At 69.5% G+C, this 17,454-nt stretch carries 13 protein-coding genes and 1 pseudogene; 7 read left to right on the plus strand and 7 right to left on the minus strand.

Translation table 11 applies throughout. The features are described 5' to 3' along the window. Positions 1 to 5 precede the first annotated feature (5 nt). The 6 genes from D0Z08_RS22225 to D0Z08_RS22250 are packed head-to-tail and all read left to right on the plus strand — an operon-like array spanning position 6 to position 6,337. On the plus strand, positions 6 to 875 hold the full coding sequence (locus tag D0Z08_RS22225) for an FAD binding domain-containing protein (RefSeq protein ID WP_118927464.1): 870 nt from the start codon (positions 6 to 8) through the stop codon (positions 873 to 875). Next, the gene (locus D0Z08_RS22230; protein WP_245994300.1) at positions 872 to 1,396 is read left to right on the plus strand and encodes a (2Fe-2S)-binding protein; all 525 of its coding nucleotides are present in this window, start codon (positions 872 to 874) and stop codon (positions 1,394 to 1,396) included. Before D0Z08_RS22225 ends, D0Z08_RS22230 begins: the two co-directional genes overlap by 4 nt. Continuing rightward, on the plus strand, positions 1,393 to 3,834 hold the full coding sequence (locus D0Z08_RS22235) for a xanthine dehydrogenase family protein molybdopterin-binding subunit (protein WP_118927465.1): 2,442 nt from the start codon (positions 1,393 to 1,395) through the stop codon (positions 3,832 to 3,834). The genes D0Z08_RS22230 and D0Z08_RS22235 overlap by 4 nt, the downstream gene beginning before the upstream one ends. Beyond that, on the plus strand, positions 3,831 to 4,268 hold the full coding sequence (locus D0Z08_RS22240) for an SRPBCC domain-containing protein (RefSeq protein WP_118927466.1): 438 nt from the start codon (positions 3,831 to 3,833) through the stop codon (positions 4,266 to 4,268). The genes D0Z08_RS22235 and D0Z08_RS22240 overlap by 4 nt, the downstream gene beginning before the upstream one ends. 12 nt (positions 4,269 to 4,280) lie before the next feature. Beyond that, positions 4,281 to 5,174: an amidohydrolase family protein gene (locus D0Z08_RS22245; RefSeq protein WP_118927467.1), complete on the plus strand. Its 894-nt coding sequence runs from the start codon at positions 4,281 to 4,283 to the stop codon at positions 5,172 to 5,174. Beyond that, positions 5,174 to 6,337, plus strand: coding sequence for an XdhC family protein (locus D0Z08_RS22250; protein ID WP_118927468.1), 1,164 nt, complete (start codon positions 5,174 to 5,176; stop codon positions 6,335 to 6,337). The genes D0Z08_RS22245 and D0Z08_RS22250 overlap by 1 nt, the downstream gene beginning before the upstream one ends. A 47-nt stretch (positions 6,338 to 6,384) precedes the next feature. Here the strand turns inward: D0Z08_RS22250 and D0Z08_RS22255 are convergent, their stop codons facing one another. Beyond that, on the minus strand, positions 6,385 to 9,549 hold the full coding sequence (locus D0Z08_RS22255) for an adenylate/guanylate cyclase domain-containing protein (RefSeq protein ID WP_182481432.1): 3,165 nt from the start codon (positions 9,547 to 9,549) through the stop codon (positions 6,385 to 6,387). A 234-nt stretch (positions 9,550 to 9,783) separates the two neighbouring features. Next, positions 9,784 to 10,731 carry a calcium-binding protein gene (locus D0Z08_RS32290; RefSeq protein ID WP_182481433.1) on the minus strand — a complete coding sequence of 316 codons (948 nt, stop codon included), beginning with the start codon at positions 10,729 to 10,731 and terminating at the stop codon, positions 9,784 to 9,786. 492 nt (positions 10,732 to 11,223) lie between these two features. Here D0Z08_RS32290 and D0Z08_RS22265 point away from each other — a divergent pair, with 492 nt between their 5' ends. Further along, a complete protein-coding gene (locus D0Z08_RS22265; RefSeq protein WP_118927471.1) occupies positions 11,224 to 12,591 on the plus strand; it encodes a cytochrome P450 in 1,368 nt (455 codons plus the stop codon). On the opposite strand, the gene D0Z08_RS33130 is transcribed toward D0Z08_RS22265, so the two are convergent. The 5 genes and pseudogenes from D0Z08_RS33130 to D0Z08_RS22285 all read right to left on the minus strand — a co-directional run bounded on the left by D0Z08_RS33130 (position 12,552) and on the right by D0Z08_RS22285 (position 17,378). Then, entirely contained in the window at positions 12,552 to 12,767 is a 216-nt protein-coding gene (locus D0Z08_RS33130) for a hypothetical protein (RefSeq protein WP_245994301.1), read from the minus strand. The genes D0Z08_RS22265 and D0Z08_RS33130 overlap by 40 nt on opposite strands. Before the next feature lie 78 nt (positions 12,768 to 12,845). Continuing rightward, positions 12,846 to 12,947 (minus strand): annotated as a pseudogene (locus tag D0Z08_RS33765) (ClpX C4-type zinc finger protein); the annotation flags it as partial. 72 nt (positions 12,948 to 13,019) lie between these two features. Then, positions 13,020 to 13,322 carry a hypothetical protein gene (locus D0Z08_RS22275; protein WP_147381504.1) on the minus strand — a complete coding sequence of 101 codons (303 nt, stop codon included), beginning with the start codon at positions 13,320 to 13,322 and terminating at the stop codon, positions 13,020 to 13,022. Between the two features lie 202 nt (positions 13,323 to 13,524). Further along, a complete protein-coding gene (locus tag D0Z08_RS32710) occupies positions 13,525 to 13,746 on the minus strand; it encodes a hypothetical protein (protein WP_220454296.1) in 222 nt (73 codons plus the stop codon). A gap of 326 nt (positions 13,747 to 14,072) precedes the next feature. Continuing rightward, positions 14,073 to 17,378 carry an ATP-binding protein gene (locus D0Z08_RS22285; protein WP_118927474.1) on the minus strand — a complete coding sequence of 1,102 codons (3,306 nt, stop codon included), beginning with the start codon at positions 17,376 to 17,378 and terminating at the stop codon, positions 14,073 to 14,075. Positions 17,379 to 17,454: the final 76 nt, after the last annotated feature.

Below are 17,454 nucleotides of genomic sequence, written 5' to 3' on the forward strand. Positions count from 1 at the left end.
CTCCGATGATCCTGCCACCCCTCCGCTACCTGCGGCCCGGCTCCGTCGGCGACGCCGTGCACTGGCTGACGCACATCGACGGCGCCATCGTCCTGGCCGGGGGCCAGACCCTGGTCAACGCGCTGAAGCTCGACCTGGTCGCACCCACCGCACTGGTCGACATCCACCGTCTCGACGAGCTGCGTTCGATCGCGGTCTCTCCCGACCGGACGCTCACCATCGGCGCCGCGACGACGTACGCCGCCCTCGCGGCCTCCACCGACGTCCGCCTCACCGCCCCGTCCGTCGCATCCATGGCCGCCGGCCTGGTCGACCGGCAGGTACGCAACCGCGGAACCATCGGGGGCAACGTCTGCCTCAACGATCCGACGAACAACTTCCCGCCACTTCTGGTCGCGCTCGGTGCTCGCTTCACCGTGCTCGGACCCGAGGGAACCCGGACGATCGACGCCGACGACTTCTTCGTCGGGACGATGACGACCGCCCTGGGCAACGGTGAGCTGCTGGTGAGCATCGAGATCCCTCCGCTACCCCGGGGAGCCCGGCTCGTGCACCGCCACCTCCAGGTCGGTGCGGACTCGTGGGCGATGGCTCGCGCGGTGGTGCGCATCGACGACGACAACGGAGTGGTGGTTGCCTCCCGGGTCGTGGTCGGGGCCGTCCTCGGCTCGCCGCAGAGGCTCCGGCTCGTCGAACGTGCACTCGTCGGCCTGCCCACGGGAGGCGACCTGGACGGCGCAGCTGCCGAGGCCTTCGACCGCGAGTCGATCGAGACCGTCGGTGACGTCCACTGCTCGGCGGACTACCGCCGCCAGATGTCCAAGGTCCAGCTGCGTCGCGCGCTGCGCGACCTCGCGAAGGGAACACCCTCATGACCCAGCCCCAGGACGAGATGCTGCCCATCTCGGTCACCGTGGACGGCCGGCTCGAGACCGGGCAGGTGAGCTCACGGACGCTGCTCGTGCACTGGCTGCGCGACGACCTCGACAAGCGCGGACCCAAGATCGGGTGCGACACCGGCAACTGCGGCGCCTGCACGATCCGCTGGGACGGGCTCCTGGTGAAGTCGTGCATGGTGCTCGCGGCACAGGCCGACGACACCCGCGTCGAGACCGCGGCTTCGCTCGCCCATGACGACGGGTCGCTCAACGACCTGCAGGCGTGCTTCAAGGAGCACCACGGGCTCCAGTGCGGCTACTGCACCTCGGGGATGCTGATGACCGCCACCGACCTTCTCGAGTCCGGCGAGGAGATCACCGAGCACTCGGTGCGCCGTGGCCTGAAGGGCAACATCTGCCGGTGCACCGGCTACGAGAACATCGTCCGTGCCGTCCGGGCCGCAGCCGGCCACGACGTGGAGAAGCCGCACGGCGCCGCGGAGGAGGTGGCGTCATGACGATGCAGGACACCGCCACCTCCACCTGGACCGGGAAGACCGTGCCCCGCAAGGAGGACGACCGTCTGCTCAAGGCGCAGGGCGAGTTCGGCGACGACACGCCGATCGCCCACCTCGGCCACGTCGTCTTCGTCCGCTCGCCCTACGCCCACGCCCGGATCCTCGACATCGACGTCTCGGCCGCCGAGTCCCTGCCCGGATACCTCGGCTGCCTGCTCCCTGACGAGGTCGACGTGCTGACCGACGGGTTCATGGAGCTGCAGCCCGCTCCGGCGGACGCCGAGGTGGACAAGTGCCTGGCCGCCGGCGGCAAGGTCCGGTTCGTGGGCGAGCCCGTCGTGGCCGTCGCCGGAACGTCCCGCCAGGCGGCTCGCGATGTCGCGGCAACAGTCGTCGTCGACTACGAGCCGCTTCCCCACGTCGTCGACGCGCGCCGCGCCGTCGAGCCGGAGGCCCCCCAGGTCCACGACGAGATCGGTTCGAACGTCGCGTGGGACGGTGTCTACGACTGGGGCGACATCGACGCTGCGCTCAAGTCGGCGGACCACGTCATCGAGGTCGACGAACTGCACTTCCACCGCTTCTCCTCCACCCCGCTCGAGTGCTCGGTGGTCACCGTGAGCTACGACGCCGGCATCGACACGTTCAACCTGATCGGTGGCTGCGCGATGCCGCAGATCACCACCCTGATGATGGCCGCTGCCATGCGCCACCCGGCCGAGAAGATCCGGATCGTCTCCAAGGACTTCGGCGGCTCCTTCGGCGTCAAGATCGGGATGTACGTGCCCGCAACCGCGGTGGCTCTGCTGTCCCGCAAGCTCGGCCGGCCGATGCGCTGGACCGAGACCCGCACCGAGCACCACTGGATGGGCGGGCACGGGAACGAACGCTGGTTCCACAACGTGAAGATGGCGGTGACGTCGGAGGGCCGGGTCCTCGGGCTCAGCTACGACGCGCTCGACGACGTCGGCGCCTACACCCGGTACGAGCCCCTCGGGGCGGTGATCTGGACCCAGGTGGCCAACGCCTGCTACCAGCTGCAGCACCTCAAGGTGCACTACCGGTCGATCTACACCAACAAGGGGCCGGTCCACCCGAACCGCGGGTACTCGCGTCTCCAGCACATGTGGCTGGTCGAGCGGATGATGGACATCGCCGCCCACCGTCTCGGCTTCGACCCGGTGCAGTTCCGGCTCCAGAACTACGTCCAGCCGGAGCAGTACCCGTACGAGACCGTCAACGGATGTGTCTACGACTCCGGCAACCTGCCGCTCTCCCTCGAGAAGGCACTCGACCTGATCGAGTACGACGACGCCCGGCGGCTCCAGCGCGAGAGCGCCGGAACCGGCAAGCGGATCGGCATCGGCATCGGTTCCACCCTCGACTCAGGCACGAACAACTTCGGCCAGGCGCGTCTGATCAACCAGTTCCTCCCCTTCAGCGGGAACACCGAGGGAGGGCTGGTCCGGATGGGGGTCGACGGCAGCGTGTACACCGTCACCGGCGGGGTGGCGTTCGGCCAGGGCCACGAGACGACCGTGGCCCAGGTGGTCGCCGACATGCTCGGACTCACTCCCGACGAGATCATCACGCACCGCGGCTCGGACTCCGCGCTCTCCGCGCAGACCGGGTTCTCGGGGTCCTACGCCTCCCAGTTCGCGGTCACCGGGATCGGCGCGATCCTCAACGCCACCCGCAAGCTCGTCCGCGAGATCCAGCTGGTCGCGGCCAGCATCCTCGGGGCGACGCCGGAGGAGATCGTCCTGGAGGGCGGCCACGCCCTGGTCCTCGGAGACCCGGAACGGGCGCTGCCCTTCGCGGCGGTGGCGGGCATCGTGCACTTCTCCCCGGCCGACCTGCCGGCGGAGGTCGCCGACGAGGTCGGGCTGGTCGGGCGGGCCGTGTATCGCGCACCGTTCGAGATCCCCGACCTGGAGAGGAAGCGGGGCAACCTCACCCTCACCTACGCCTCGCAGATCCATGCGTGCGTCCTGGAGATCGACGAGGAGACCGGCGAGGTCAAGATCCTTCGCTACGGGATGGTCGACGACTGCGGGACACCGATCAACCCGATGATCATCCAGGGCCAGGTGCACGGAGCCACCGTGCACGGCATCTCCGCCGCCCTGTTCGAGCACTTCGCGTACGACGACGACGGGCAGCTGCTGGCCGCCAACTTCTACGACTACCACGCGGCCACCGCCCTGGATCTCCCGTCGCTTCGCTACGACAGCGTGGTGAGCCCGTCTCCGTTCACCCCGATCGGCGCGAAGGGAATGGGCGAAGGCGGTGGCGCACCACTGCACGCGATCGCGGCCGCCATCCAGGACGCGGTCGGCGGGGACGGTGGCGTCGTCCTCGAGTCGTTCAACCCGCCGGAGCGGATCCTCGGCCTGCTCAACGGTGGCACCGAATCAACCGTGAGGGTTCTGCGATGAAGCTGTCAGGCACGTTCACCACCCAGGCCAGCCCGGCTCAGCTCGCGAGGCTGAGCACGGAACCACGGCAGCTGGAGCAGGTGACCTCCTTGCGCGATGTCGCCGTGGACGCGCACGGGCACATCCGGGCGATCTTCACGGCGGCCACTCCGCTCGGGGCGATTCCGCTGACGACCACCATCGCCACCGACCGCGCCGACGAGTCCTCCTCGCGGGTCCTCGTCCGCGGCACCCGCGGGCAGCACCGGGTCGACGTGACGCTCGAGATCAGCTACCAGCCCACCGCGACTGCGACGCAGGTCAGCTGGCACGCCGACGTACGGCTCGGCGGCACCGGGGCCAGCGTTGCCCAACGGGTTGCCCACGACATCGCCCGCAACGCCATCGACGGCGTCCTGCAGCAGGCCGCCGGCCAGCACTTGACCCTGACCTGAGGGAGAACGCACATGCCCGGTACCGACGTCCACACGCACCTTGCGCCCCGGCTCGAGGGACACCGAGCGGGCCCTCCCGCGCTCTACGAGCCGGCGGCCCTCGAGGCCTACCTCGACCGGGCCGGCCTGGACGAGGCCATCGTCTCCGTCCCACCCCCCTTCTACCGCCAAGACCTCGAACCGACCCCAGCCGCCGACTGGGCAACGGCCATCAATGAGGGCCTCGCAGAGGCGGTGGCCGGCCGCCCTCGCCTCCGTCCCCTTGCCTACCTCCCCCTCGAGCACCCGGAGGTGGCGGTGGCCGAGTACGAACGAGTCCGTACCGACGACCGGTTCGTCGGCGCGACCGCTGCTGCTGGCGGAGCGTCGGTGTTGGCCTCGGACCCACGGCTGGAGGCACTGTGGAAGGGACTCGACCTCGACGGTGCCGTGCTGTTGCTCCACCCGGGCTCGAGCCCGGACGGCCGGCTCGACGACTTCTACCTCGCGAACCTGCTCGGGAATCCCGCGGAGACTGCCGTGGCCGCCGCCCACCTGGTTCTCGGCGGCGTACTGCAGCGCTACCCCGCGATGCAGGTCGTTCTCGTTCACTGCGGGGGAACGCTTCCCGCCGTCGTCGGGCGGTGGCAGCGCGGCGTCGACACGGACAGGCCCGGGACCGACCCCCTGATCGAACCGCCCGTCGCTGCCGTACGGCGGCTGTACGTCGACTGTCTCGCCCACGACCCCGCAGTGGTGGACCTCGCGGTTTCCACCTTCGGCGCGAACCGCATCCTGCTCGGCAGTGACTGGCCGTTCCCGATGGGGACCGACAACCCGGGCGGGCTCGTCCAGCACCGTGGCGACGAGTTCGTACGGCGGGTAGCAATGGAGAACCCGGGGCGGCTGTTCCGAAAGCACGTGTGATGCGCGAGATCCTGGCCGAGCTGGTCGAATGCTGGTCCGCCGGTGAGCCGGTGGCGCTCGGCACCGTCGTCGCGACCTTCGGCTCCGCGCCCCGCCAACCCGGCGCGTCCATGCTGGTCCGCCGTTCGGGTGCGGTCACCGGATCCGTCTCAGGCGGATGCGTCGAGGGCGCGGTCTACGAGCGGGCCGACGAGGTCCTCCGCGGCGCAGCACCGGCGCTGGAACGCTACGGGTTCAGCGACGAGGATGCCTTCGCTGTCGGACTGACCTGCGGCGGGATCCTCGACATCTACGTGCAACGCATCAGCCGCGAGTCGTTCCCGGAGCTGGCGGAGGTCGCGGCCGACGTGGCGGCCGGCAGACCCGTCGCGGTGGCGACCGTCGTCGAACACCCCGACCCGGCAGTCCTGGGAAGGCACCTGGTCGTCCGGCCACGAGACACCTCGGCACGGGTCGTCGGCGCCCTCGGATCCCTGCGCCTCGCCGAGGCGATCGCCACCGACGCACAGGGTCTCCTCGCCACGGGCCAGAGCGGGACCCTCACCTACGGAGCCGACGGCGAGCGGCTCGGCAAAGGCGCCCGGGTCTTCGTGTGGGCGGCCGCGCCACCCCCACGGATGCTCGTGTTCGGGGCGATCGACTACGCGTCCGCGGTGGCCCAGATGGGATCGTTCCTCGGGTACGACGTCACCGTCTGCGACGCCCGCCCGGTGTTCGCGACCGCATCCCGCTTCCCCGCAGCGGACCGCGTGGTCGTCTCCTGGCCGCACAAGTTCCTGGCCGAAGAGGTCGAAGCGGGCCGCGTCGACGAGAGCACCGTGATCTGCGTCCTCACCCATGACCCGAAGTTCGACGGCCCTCTCCTGGAGCTGGCCCTCCGGCTGCCGTCGGTGGGCTACATCGGAGCCATGGGCTCCCGCAAGACCCACGCCGACCGCACCCAACGGCTCCGCGCCGCCGGCCTCACGCAGGCCGAGCTCGACCGGATGTCCAGCCCGATCGGACTCGACCTTGCCGCCCGGACCCCCGAAGAGACGGCCGTCAGCATCGCGGCGGAGATCCTCGCCCGCCGTGGTGGCGCGACGGGACTCCCGCTCCGGGAGCTGCATAGCCCCATCCACGCCGAGCGACCGCGATCGATTCCCGAGGAGTCGATCGCGTGACCCGGCGTCGTCGTACTCGCGCGCACGTTCATGCCCCGCAAGGGGTGTCAGTCCAGGGCGACCTGGGGCACCGGGTGAGACATCAGCTCGTCGATGGTCTCCTCCAGGCTGAGGGCCTTCCCTCGCGCGAGCTCCTCGTCGAGCTGCGCCCCGAGCCGTTCGCGCAAGCGGTCGTGCTCGGCTTGGGTCCAGTCCGGCTCGTGGTCGACCATGCCGGCCGCTGCGGTCGCTGTCTCTATCGCCCCGAATGTCCGAGCAGCCGGTGCCGGGAGGTCGGCTCCGAGTGCAGCGGCGAGTATGGACGCAAGCTCGATGGTCAGGACGATGTCCCCTAGTTCTCGGACCCGCGGGCAGACCGCCGCCAGTCGTGCGTGGGCCCGATCGGGGGTGTTCATCCGCACCTCGACGTCAGCCAGCAGTAGCTCGTCGCTGATCAGTCGCCACGCGTCGCCCGCCGCTTGGTCGAGCTCTCTCAGGCCGAGGATCAGGCGACGCGCCTCCACGAAGTCGTCTCGTGCCATCGCGACCTGAGACAGAGCCGTCAGAAGCTTGCTCCGCTCCGTGCGAGCAAGTCCCGGAAGCGCGAGTGCCTGCCGTCCGTAGGTCTCGGCCTCGTCGAACAGGTCCAACGTCACCAGGATCATCGACAAGTAGGCCGTCGTCTTTGCTTCGATGAAGTCGGGCGAGACCGCTTCGACGAGTCCGGCGCCGTTCTCTGTCGTCGTCCGTGCCGTGGGCAGCTCGTCCAACACTGCTTGGAGCACGGCACGACATGCTGCGGGGTCGCCGTAGGACAGGGCGGTGGCTCGCTCCAGACAGCACGCGAGGTAGCCCATCGGGTCCTCGGCGCGGCCGGCCTTGATCCGGGGGCTCTCGGTCCATGCAAGAGCCGTCGCGATCTGTCGGGCGTTGGTCGCCAGCCCTGCCGCGAACGAGCGCAGCTGGAGCGACGTCAGGCTCGCGTCCTCGGTGGGGTGGATCACCGGTTCGTGGTTGTGGCTGAGCAGCTCATGCAGGTTGAACAGCTCTGCGACGAACTCGGCGGCCACCGCGTCGCCGGCTCGGGCCCGGTCCCGCAGGCCGGTGACCCATGCTCCGAAGTGCTGGGCGTGTGCCTGCCGAGCGACACGGGTCTCGCCGAGGTGGTCGAGGTGCTCACCGGCGAAGCGACGCATGGTCACGAGCAGCTCGAAGCGCGGCGGGTCGACGTCATAGCGCGGGACGACGAAGCTGGCCTCGACCAGGGCCAGGAGCGCGTCGATCGGGTCGGCGCCGAGATCAGCAGGTGCCACCGCGGTCACGGCGTCGACGTCAGCGCCGCCGGCAAACACCGAGAGCCAGGCCAAGAGCCGCTGCTGATCGGGCGGAAGCAGTCGGAAGCTCCACTCGATCGCCCCTCGTAGGGTGCGCTGTCGCTCGGGTACGCCCGAACCTCCCGAACCACCCGCGTCGACGTCGAGCACCGTGTCGAGGCGGGCCAGCAGCGCCGCCGGGTTGAAGAGCCTGATGCGGGTGGCGGCGAGCTCGATCGCCAACGGCAGGCCGTCGAGCGCGCGCAGCAACGCAGCCACGTCGGCAGCATTGCCGGCGTCGATCTCGAATCCTCGGCGGACTCGCGCCGCGCATCGCGCAAACAGAAGCCCGGCCTCGGATGCCGCCACCGCAGGAAGCTCGTCGGTCGCCGGCAACGACAACGTGCCCAAGGCGTACTCATGCTCCCCTGCCACGTGCAACGGCCGCCGCGACGTCGCCACGATCCGCAGGTGCGGCGCACCCTCCAGCAGCTCGCGCACGAGCCCGTCGACCTCCTCGATCTGCTCGAGGTTGTCCAGCACCAACACCACGCGCCGCTGCGCGAGGTGGTCGAAGAACTTGGGCGGCAGATGGCTGTCCGATGGTAGGTCCAGCGATCGCGCGATGGTGGTCCACGCGGTCGCGACCTCCGTCACCCCGGCCAACGCCACGAAACACACGTCATCGGCGAGGTCAGCGGCCAACACCTCGGCCACCGCTATGGCCAACCGCGTCTTGCCCGTGCCGCCAGGCCCAGTCACCGTGACCAACCGAGTGCCATCCCCCGTGAACAGCGCCGCGACCTCGGCGACCTCGGCCTCACGCCCGACAATCGGCGTCAACGTGCCGGGCAGGTTGATCGCCCGTCCCAGCGACCGCAAGGGCGAGAAATCGTCGGCCAGATCCGGTCCCACCAGCTGGTGCACCCGCACCGGACCCGGCACGTCCTTGACCCGGTGCTCGCCCAGGTCACGCAACCGCAATCCTCCAGCCAGCTGCTCACTCACCAGCACCGCCGTACTGTCGGACACCAACACCTGTCCCCCGTGCGCTAGCAAGCCGATCCGAGCCGTCTTGTGCACGTCGAACCCGACGTACCCCTCCTCGATTCTGCGGGGACTGCCGGTGTGCACGCCCATCCGGACCCGCACCCCCGCCCCGTCCGGCCACGAGTGGGCGGCCAGGGCCCGCTGGGCGTCCGCAGCCGCTGCGAGGGCATCGCCCGCCCGCGCGAAGACCACGAAGAAGCTGTCGTCCTCCGTGCCCATCTCGACCCCGTCGTGCGCCGCCCAGGCATCACGGCAGACGCGCCTCTGCTCAGACAGCACATCGGGCCAGGCCGTACCCAGCTGCCGCACCAACCCGGTGGAACCCTCGATGTCGGAGAACAGCATCGTCACCGTGCCGGCGGGCAGGACCGCATCGGCATCGGAAAGGATGGTCGCCCCAGTCAGTGGGGATCGCGGGGACCCGGTGGTTGCGAAATCGGGCGGCGGAGGCGGCGCCTGCACCGGAGGGCGCGTATCTGCGCCCTGCATCGGCGGGGCTCGGTCTGGTTGCAGCAGTGTCTCCTCGTCGAGGTCGCCCGACAGGAGATTCTCGGGTACATGACCGAGGGCGTAGCCGATGACGCCCAGCGCCCAGGTCGCTCGTCGTACGTCGTCGCTCCCCCTGTCGCGGGCCAGCGACGATCCCGCCGTTTCCACGGCGGCCGCAGGTGTCGCACCGTGACCGAGCAGGTCGAGGAGCCGAGCGACCGCACCCAGCCTGACGGCGTCGGAGAGGAGATTGAGCTCGCCGATGGTGACTTCGTCCTCGGTCAGGTAGTCGTCCAGAGCCGCCCGGAACTCCGACCCGTCCTCCACGACGCCCCGCCCGCGGGATACGACCATGTCCCGCAACGACTTGTGCAGCGACATCGCGATCCTCGTCCTCCACCACCGACAAGCCGGCATCCAGCCCGATGAGCCTAACCATTGAGCGTGGCCGAATGGGCCCGGTTTCCGGGACTGGTCGAGGTCACATCAGGCGCTGTCGACCCCGACGCCGAGTGGGATGCCGTGGACCGCTTCGAACGGTTCCAGCTGCTGGACGCCCTGGGCATCGCATTGGTGCAGACGGCGCTCGCGCACAGAGTCCCTGGGACAGCCCTGTCAGAGGAATGCAACGACCTCGCATTCGCGGTTGATCCGGTCGTTGCCGTCGGAGATCACTGCGTCGATGCCGTCGCCACACAGGACGAAGTCGTTGCCGTCGCCGCCCACGAGCCGGTCGATGCCGGAGTTTCCGCCAAGACGGTCGTCACCGGAACCGCCGAAGAAGACGTCGTTGCCTCCGGCGTCCTGGTCGATGATCTGATCATCGCCGCCGTCGCCGTGCACGAGGTCGTTGTCGCCACCGCTACGGATCCAGTCATTGCCGTCGCCACCCTCGATGACGTCTCGACCGGTGTGGCCGTTGAAGAAGTCCCATCCGGCTCCGAACTTGACGACCTCCTTGCCGGCGTCGCCGAGCACCGTCACGGCATAGGTCTCGGGCAGCGAGGAGGTGTCGACGTAGTCGTCCCCGAGTCGCGGCCACACCTCGATCAGTAGTGGCTTGTCCGCGCTGATCCCGGCTGGGATCGGGCACACCGCGGCGATCCCTGTAGGCGGGTGGCGACGCTTACACACGCGGGCGATGTCCTTGAACGACTTGGTGCCGGTGTCGACGAGCTTGAGTCGGCCGCGGGGCGTGACCGTGATGGTCAGGTGCGTGTCCTGCTGGCCGGCCCGGAACCGGTAGCCGTGCTTGGTGCTATCCAGGGAGGCCTTGTCGACCAGCGGCTCGGCGGGCCCGGGGACCATGAGCTCGGTCGTGTAGTTGTACGGCGGACCAGCGGTGCCGGGGCCGTTCGGCGGGGTGCCCCCCGCGGCGACCGGCGCCGGCTCGAAGGCAACAGCCGCAAGCGTGGCTGTTGCGAGAATCCCCAGCGCTGCACGGAGGATGCCGGACGCCGGAACTCCCCCGCGAGGAGCTGACCGAGACCACTCGGCTGAGCCTTCTACCGCCCGGCGCGCGGCAACTGACTCGTCGAGCCTGCTTCGACTCTTCTTCGACATCGCGCCTCCCAGGTAGGGCCAGCGGGATTCCATCCTAAGTCAAGGATGCCTTGACAGACAAGGCTTCCCTGACGCTCGACGAGGTGATGTCGTGCGCGCTATCGGTGCTGAACCGGACACGACCCCCGACCCGCATGCGACTACAGGTCGGGGGCCGCAACGGCCCGATCGGACTGCTCCATGGCCCGATCGAGGCCTAACCGATCCCGGGGGGGAGCAAGGACCGGCTAGTGCCATTGTTGCCCCTACCAGACCGCCTCAGTCAAGACTTTCTTGACACAAGACGACCGCCGATCCAATTGCGCACGATTGGGCTTCTTGTCGTGGCACTCCAGCATGTGTCAAGGTGTTCCTGTCAACCGTCAAGGTTGCCCTGACAAAAGGAGACGATGATGTTGAAGATTCGTTTTGTGGTCGCTCGACTGATCCAGCGGGCGCAGGGCCGGGACGTTCCCGCCGGCTACTACTGGGCATAGTGACGCGGTAGCCACCGTGGGCCGCCTGCCGACGAGGGGGGTTTGGTCTCTGGGAGCCCAACGGCTCGCGCTGCCCGGACCGCTGCGGCCGCCCGGACCTCGAGGGTCGTGGGGCAGCGGCAACCTGGCGGCCTACGAGGCCGATCGCCTCAAGTTCCTGATCCAGGCCAAGGATCAGTTCGGCCCAGCGGTGCGGTTCGGCCCGCGGACCACGATCCTTTTCGCCCCTGCAGCTGTGGCATCGGTGCTGCGCGCGACCGAGGACTTCGTGATCAGTGAGAATTTCCTTCAGCGCAGGCTCTCGGTGGCCGAGCAGGCCGAGGGGCGCAGTCTCCGTGCGGTGTTGAGCCCGGGACTGCGCCTACCGGCCTTGGGCCAGGTCCCCGCAGTGGTCGACAGACACCTGGTCCCGGCAGTCGACAGGCTCGGACCCGCATGGTTCGACCCGCTGCCGGTGATGGAGTCGGTCATCTCGGGTGCAGTGGCCGAACTCTACTTCGGAGCCGACGGCGCGTCGCTACCCGCGATGTTGGCGGAGCTTCTGGACGAGCTTTCGCGGGTGATCGGGAACCCGTTCGCGCTGCCCGAGCGCTGGAGCTCCCCTCTCCGGCGCCGGATCGAGGCTCGGCACGAGCTGCTCCGCGCAGAGGTGGAACGCCTCCTCGCAGCGCGGCTCGACGCGCCGCGCGGCGCGATCGATGACGTCGCCACCGGGGTGATCTCCCGCGCTGGAAGTCGGCATTCGCTGTCCCGGGTGGCCGACATGGTTATCGGGTCGCTCCTCGCGTCCCAACGAGTACCGGCGGCCGCTGCGTCGTGGCTGCTGATGACCCTTGCCGACCATCCACGGGTCCAGGATCAGATCGCAGCAGAGATGTGGTCCCTGCAGTCCGTTCAGTGCCCAGCATCGCGAACTGATCCCGTGGTGGCCCGGCGAGCGGTATTGGAGGTCCTGCGGCTCTACCCGCCGACCTGGCTGTTGGTGCGCACCGCTTCCCGCCCAGTCGAGGTCGCCGGATACTCGTTCGCGGCCGGCCACCACTTCATGATCAGCCCTTACGTCCAGCACCGCGACGCGGACGTGTTCGTCGACCCGGCGATGTTCCGGCCTGAACGCTGGATCCAGCCTCCGCATGGTCCCGGGCAGTACCTGCCGTTCGGCGGCGGAGTGCACGTGTGCCCAGGGCGACATCTGGCCACCGGCATCCTCATCGCAATCGCACAGGGACTCACCACCCGGTATCGGATCATCCGGACACCGGCGCAGGTCATCCCGAACCCGCGGACCACCCTGCTTCCTGACGGTCTGCGAACCGCCCTCCGACCGGCAGGCGACCGGTCCGATCAGCTGCCAGCCTTGGCCGGCGTGTCGTCACCGCGGTGATGGGCGGCGAACCTCTCCCACGCAGCCTGACGCGACACACCGAGGACGCTCCCGATCTGGGCCCACGAGATCTTCCGCGCTCGGATCAGCCCGATCCAGTCGATCACGAACGCCTGGTTCTGCTCGGCAGACTTCACGATCAGCGGCAGCTTGGCCAGCAGCTCGGTGTCTGTCATTTCATCCCATACCGGCCGCGTCCGCTTCGCGACACGGGCGGACGACCTGGAGTCCTCGTAGTACCACTCCAGACACTCAAAACAGATCATCGCTCCCAATCCGCCGGCAAGCCGGTTCCTCCGACTGCCCGGCCGCCCACAGAACGAACAGATCTTGTTCTCAAGCTTGGAATCCACCACCAACCTCCTCAATCACAGGCCCTCGCCGGGCGCGCCGTGACCGGCGTGCCCGGCGGGCCCGACCAGTCGTCCTCACGATGTTCGAAATCGCTCCCACGCGGCCTGACGCGACACCTGCAACGCATCCCCGATCTCACGCCAGGTTGCCCGATGTGCCCGCAACAACCGCACACACTCCCGGAGCCGCCGCTCACCAGCCTCGATCTCGTCCTCGAACGCGGGGAGCAGCGCAAGCAGGTCGGGGATGTCGAAGGCGGTCTCGACCCCCAGCAGCGAATCGGCAGCTTCCCGATCGATTACGTCATTGGACTCGGCCAAGTCGCGCGACGCAGTGCCTCGCACGCTGCCGATATGTCCTTCATAGCGCTCACCCATCCGAACCTCCCCGACAACCCGGGCCCCGGGCGTCACCGTCCTCATCGTATTGACATTGTGTGACCGACCAGCCGGCAGTTGTCCCTGCGATGCGCCCATGGTGACGCGGTAGTCCCCCAAGGCAGGTCTGACGCCACCCCCGCTGTCAAGGCTAACCTGACCTTCAGAAATCTCCCACATAGATCTGCGACATTTGTCCCGATCAATCTTGCAGCTGCGGCAGGGCCTCGTGACGCAACCAGATGCCGTGCTTGCCGGTCCACGCATCCCCGCCGTAGTAGACGATCCCGTGCCGCAGCAGCAGCGTCGACAACCGATGCCGCGCCCGCATCAGGTCCGCGCGACAGTCCTCCCGGGCGCGCACCAGGTCACGGGCAGCCTCCTGGTCGACGGTCGGAATGGCCACCGAGGTGATCTCTTCCAAACGCAGCAACCTCGCCAGTTGGATGGTCCTTCATGTCGGTCTTGACCCGGTCACCGGCCGGCTTCTGCAGCTTCGACGGTGCGACGACCTCGCACCGGATACGGGCCGCGGTCAGGTGCCGGTACAGCCCGACGAATCTCGTGAGTGAGGCCCTGGCCCGCAACCAACTCAGGACGAGCCGGTCACGTCATACCGTCTAGTCCATTGCGCCGCATACAGCGCGATACGAGCTTGCATGGGTCTGACTCCCCCGCTGAGGGCCGGGAATGGTCGCCCTTCCCTGGCACTACCGAGCATGAACATGTCCGCGGCGAAGCGCTCGCTGCCTACCGGGTGATTTGCCCCAGCCGACCGGCACCGGCCAAAGCGGTTTCGCCGGCGGTCACGAGGGGGGTGAACCCGAGGCGACGGTGGGTCGCGACCGCGGCCTCGAGGTGCCGGACCGCAGCGTCCCGGTCGCCGGTCGCGAGCGCCAGCTCACCGACCGTGTGGTGGACGCTACCGAGGAACATCGCGGACATCCCGCCGACCACCAGGCGATCGGCATAGGGCTCGAGCTGGGTGCGGAGGTCGGCGATGGCTTCTTCGTCCCCGAATGCCATCCAGAGCCGGGCCCGGACGACGGTCAGTCCTGTCCACAGGTAGTCCCAGAGCAACGGCGGCTGCTCAGCCCACGCACCCACGGCCACCCGCGCGTCGTCCGCGCGCCCTGACTGGACCAGGGCCAAGGCGTGGAGGTCGCGGAAGTTGGGGTGCTGCCCGGCCGCTTCCGCCAGGACGGGCTCCAGCTCCGAGAGGCGGCCCTGCAGCAGGCGCATGGTCGCCAGCTGACACAGTCCGATGCCGACACCGGCCATCGAGATCGTCGCCTGGAGGTCCTCGATCTCGGCGATCGCGCTCTCCGAGCCCTCGAAGTCACCGACGGCCTGGCGGCCGAGTGACAGCGCCCATCCGGTTATGACCAGCATCGGTGCCGCCTGATGGCGGACCGCGAGCTGCTGGGCCCTCGTCATGTCGGCGTGGGCCTCGGCCCACCGAGTCGACTCGGCATGGTCGGTCGCCCGCATGCAGAGTGCAGCGGCCAGCTCGACCCCGGCGTCCATCCTGGCGGCCAGGGCGACCATCTCGTCGCCGATCGCGATCCGTCGATCCAGCAGGTCGGGGCGTTGGAGGGCAAGGTGCGCCAGTTGCAGGACCCTCAGCAGCTCCTGCGGGGCGTCGCCACGACGAGCCGCAAGCACGGCCTCATCGACGAGGCGGCTGGCGGGGTCCGCGGCGCCCGGTCGGTAGAGCAGCTCCACGGCGAGTGCCACCTTCACCCGCGCCCGCAGGAGCGGCTCATCCTCGGGGAGCGAGCCGAGGACCGCCTGCCACGACTCGATGGCCCGATCATCGACCAGGGGGTGGGTGCGCCAGGTCCACACCGCCTGCTCGGTGATGGCGAGCAGGATCCGGGCGGCAGAGACCGGGTCGCCCCTGCCGAGTGCCGACTCACCCGCTGCTGCCAGATGCGCCCAGGCGTCCATCGGTCGCGCCGCTCGGCACAGTGCGCGGCCCAGCCCCGACCGGACCGACTCGCGCTCCTCAGCTGATGCGGAGTCGTCGGCCTGTACCGCCTCGACGGCCACGGCGTACAGACGTGCGGCTTCGACGGGTGCCGAGCGTTCGATGGCCAGCTCGGCCGCGCGGCGCGCGAACGACCAGGCTTCCCGGGCATGGGCAGGCCCGGCGAGCCGGTAGTGCTCCGCCAGCTCGGCCGCGTGGTCCGCGGTCCGCCCGAAGCGTCGGCGCTCCAGCGCCTGCCCCGCCGCCGCATGCGCGCGCCGGCGACCCGTTGCCGGCAGCAGGTCGTACACCGCGTCTCGGACGATGGCGTGGGTAAATCGGAACCGGCCGGGCCCGTCGTCGTCGAGCAGCCCGGCTACGAGCCCGGTTTCGATGGCCCCGTCCACCTCGTCGCCGGACCGCGCCGTGGCCCCCTCGAGGACGTCGAGGTCGAAGGACCGGCCGAGGACGGCGGCCGTCACGAGTACGTCCCGCTGCCCCGAGGACAGCCGCGCGAGCCGTTCCCGGACAACGTCCAGTACGCCCTCGGGAACGGTTCCCCAGGAGTCCGCGGAGGGATCGGTGAGCGTGCCGTCCTCCACGAGGAGCCGAACGACCTCGGCGACGAAGAACGGGTTGCCCTCGGTCCGGTCGCGGATCGCCGCGGCCACGTCCCCGCCGACGGCGACACCGGTCTGCTGGCGCACCTGGTCGGCGACGCCGCGAAGGTCCAGTCCGGTTAGCGGTAGCCGCACCGGATCCGAGCGCGCCAGCCAGGCCAGGGTGTCGCTCAGCGTGGGGCCGATGTCCGCGGCCGAGTCCCGCGCCGTGACCACCAGCACGAGCGGGAGCGTCGCGATTGCGGACGTACATCGGCGGAGTAGCCGCAGGCTGTCGGAGTCGGCCCAATGCACGTCGTCAAGGACGAGCAGCGTGGGCCCGGCCGAGCGCAATGCGCCGACGACGGCACCGCCGAGCCGGTATGTCGTGGACGCCACGTCGGTCTGGTCCGGGGTGGGCAGGTGCAGGACCTCGGGGTTGCCCAGGGCCTCGCCGAGGGACAGATGCCAGCCTGACAGCGGTGGCGCCTCGTCCGCATCCCAGGCTCCGCGCCCCACCCGGAACCCGCGGGCGGCCGCCTCAGCCGCGATGCTGCGCGCCAGGCTTGTCTTGCCGATCCCGGGGCCACCGGTCACCAGGACCAGCCGACCCGCTCCCCCTTGCGCGGCTTCCAGCGCGCTGCGGGCCAGCCCGATCTCGCGCTGGCGCCCGACGATCTCGCTCGTCGGGGTCAGGACGTAAGCCGCTGACCGGGCCGGGCCAGGGTCCTCCAGCGCTGGGTCCTGGCGGAGCACCGCGACCTCGAGCTCGCGAAGCTCCGTCCCGGGATCGATACCGAGCTCCTCCGCGAGGTGAGACCTGGCGCGGCGCAGGGCGGCGAGAGCCTCGCCCTGCCTGCCAGAGCGGTACAGCGCCAGGGCGAGCAGGCGCCAGCACCGCTCACGAAAAGGGTGCAGCGCGACGAGCCGCTCGAGCTCACCGACCGCACCTGCGGACTCGCCCCGGCCGAGGCGGGAGGCCCACAGCCTTTCCAGGGCATCCAGTCGCATCTCCTCCAGCCGCGCCGCTTCGGCTCCCAGCGCTGTCGAGGTCGTGGACACCCCGCCGTAGGCATCGCCGCGCCAAAGCCCCAGCCCCTCCTCCAGCTTGGCCTCCGCCCGGACCGGGTGGTCCTTGGTGTCGCCGGCCTCGGCCAACAGCTCCATGAAGCGCCGCGCATCAAGATCCTGGTCGGCGAGCAGCAGCGCGTAGCCGGAGGGCCGAGTCACTAGGATCCGCGGGGGCTGATGGGGCGGTCGTCCCGACTCGAGGAGCCTGCGCAAGTTGGCGACGTACGCCTGGAGCGAGGTCATCACCTTGGCCGGCGGTTCGTCGCCCCACAGCAAGTCGATCAGCCGCTCGACCGAGACTGCACGCCCGTCGGCCGCCACCAGGGCCGCGAACAGTGCCCGCTGCTTGAGTCCGCCCAGGTCGACGACGCTGCCATCGACGATCACCTCGACGTTGCCGAGGACGCGGACCAGCATGCACGCAGCGTAGACGCGCGCAGCCGCGCACCGCCCAAGGACGTTCCAAGCCGTTTCCAAGTCGGGCGATGCACCG

It is taken from the genome of Nocardioides immobilis (assembly GCF_003515065.1).
In the GTDB taxonomy this organism is placed as follows: domain Bacteria; phylum Actinomycetota; class Actinomycetes; order Propionibacteriales; family Nocardioidaceae; genus Nocardioides; species Nocardioides immobilis.

Bases quoted from the DNA above. Each gene is read 5' to 3' on its own strand.
- D0Z08_RS22245 (WP_118927467.1), top strand. From the start codon at position 4,281: ATGCCCGGTACCGACGTCCACACGCACCTTGCGCCCCGGCTCGAGGGA.
- D0Z08_RS22240 (WP_118927466.1), top strand. From the start codon at position 3,831: ATGAAGCTGTCAGGCACGTTCACCACCCAGGCCAGCCCGGCTCAGCTC.
- D0Z08_RS22225 (WP_118927464.1), top strand. From the start codon at position 6: ATGATCCTGCCACCCCTCCGCTACCTGCGGCCCGGCTCCGTCGGCGAC.
- D0Z08_RS22250 (WP_118927468.1), top strand. From the start codon at position 5,174: ATGCGCGAGATCCTGGCCGAGCTGGTCGAATGCTGGTCCGCCGGTGAG.
- D0Z08_RS33130 (WP_245994301.1), bottom strand. From the start codon at position 12,767: ATGACAGACACCGAGCTGCTGGCCAAGCTGCCGCTGATCGTGAAGTCT.
- D0Z08_RS22255 (WP_182481432.1), bottom strand. From the start codon at position 9,549: ATGTCGCTGCACAAGTCGTTGCGGGACATGGTCGTATCCCGCGGGCGG.
- D0Z08_RS22230 (WP_245994300.1), top strand. From the start codon at position 872: ATGACCCAGCCCCAGGACGAGATGCTGCCCATCTCGGTCACCGTGGAC.
- D0Z08_RS32290 (WP_182481433.1), bottom strand. From the start codon at position 10,731: ATGTCGAAGAAGAGTCGAAGCAGGCTCGACGAGTCAGTTGCCGCGCGC.
- D0Z08_RS22285 (WP_118927474.1), bottom strand. From the start codon at position 17,378: ATGCTGGTCCGCGTCCTCGGCAACGTCGAGGTGATCGTCGATGGCAGC.
- D0Z08_RS22235 (WP_118927465.1), top strand. From the start codon at position 1,393: ATGACGATGCAGGACACCGCCACCTCCACCTGGACCGGGAAGACCGTG.
- D0Z08_RS22275 (WP_147381504.1), bottom strand. From the start codon at position 13,322: ATGGGTGAGCGCTATGAAGGACATATCGGCAGCGTGCGAGGCACTGCG.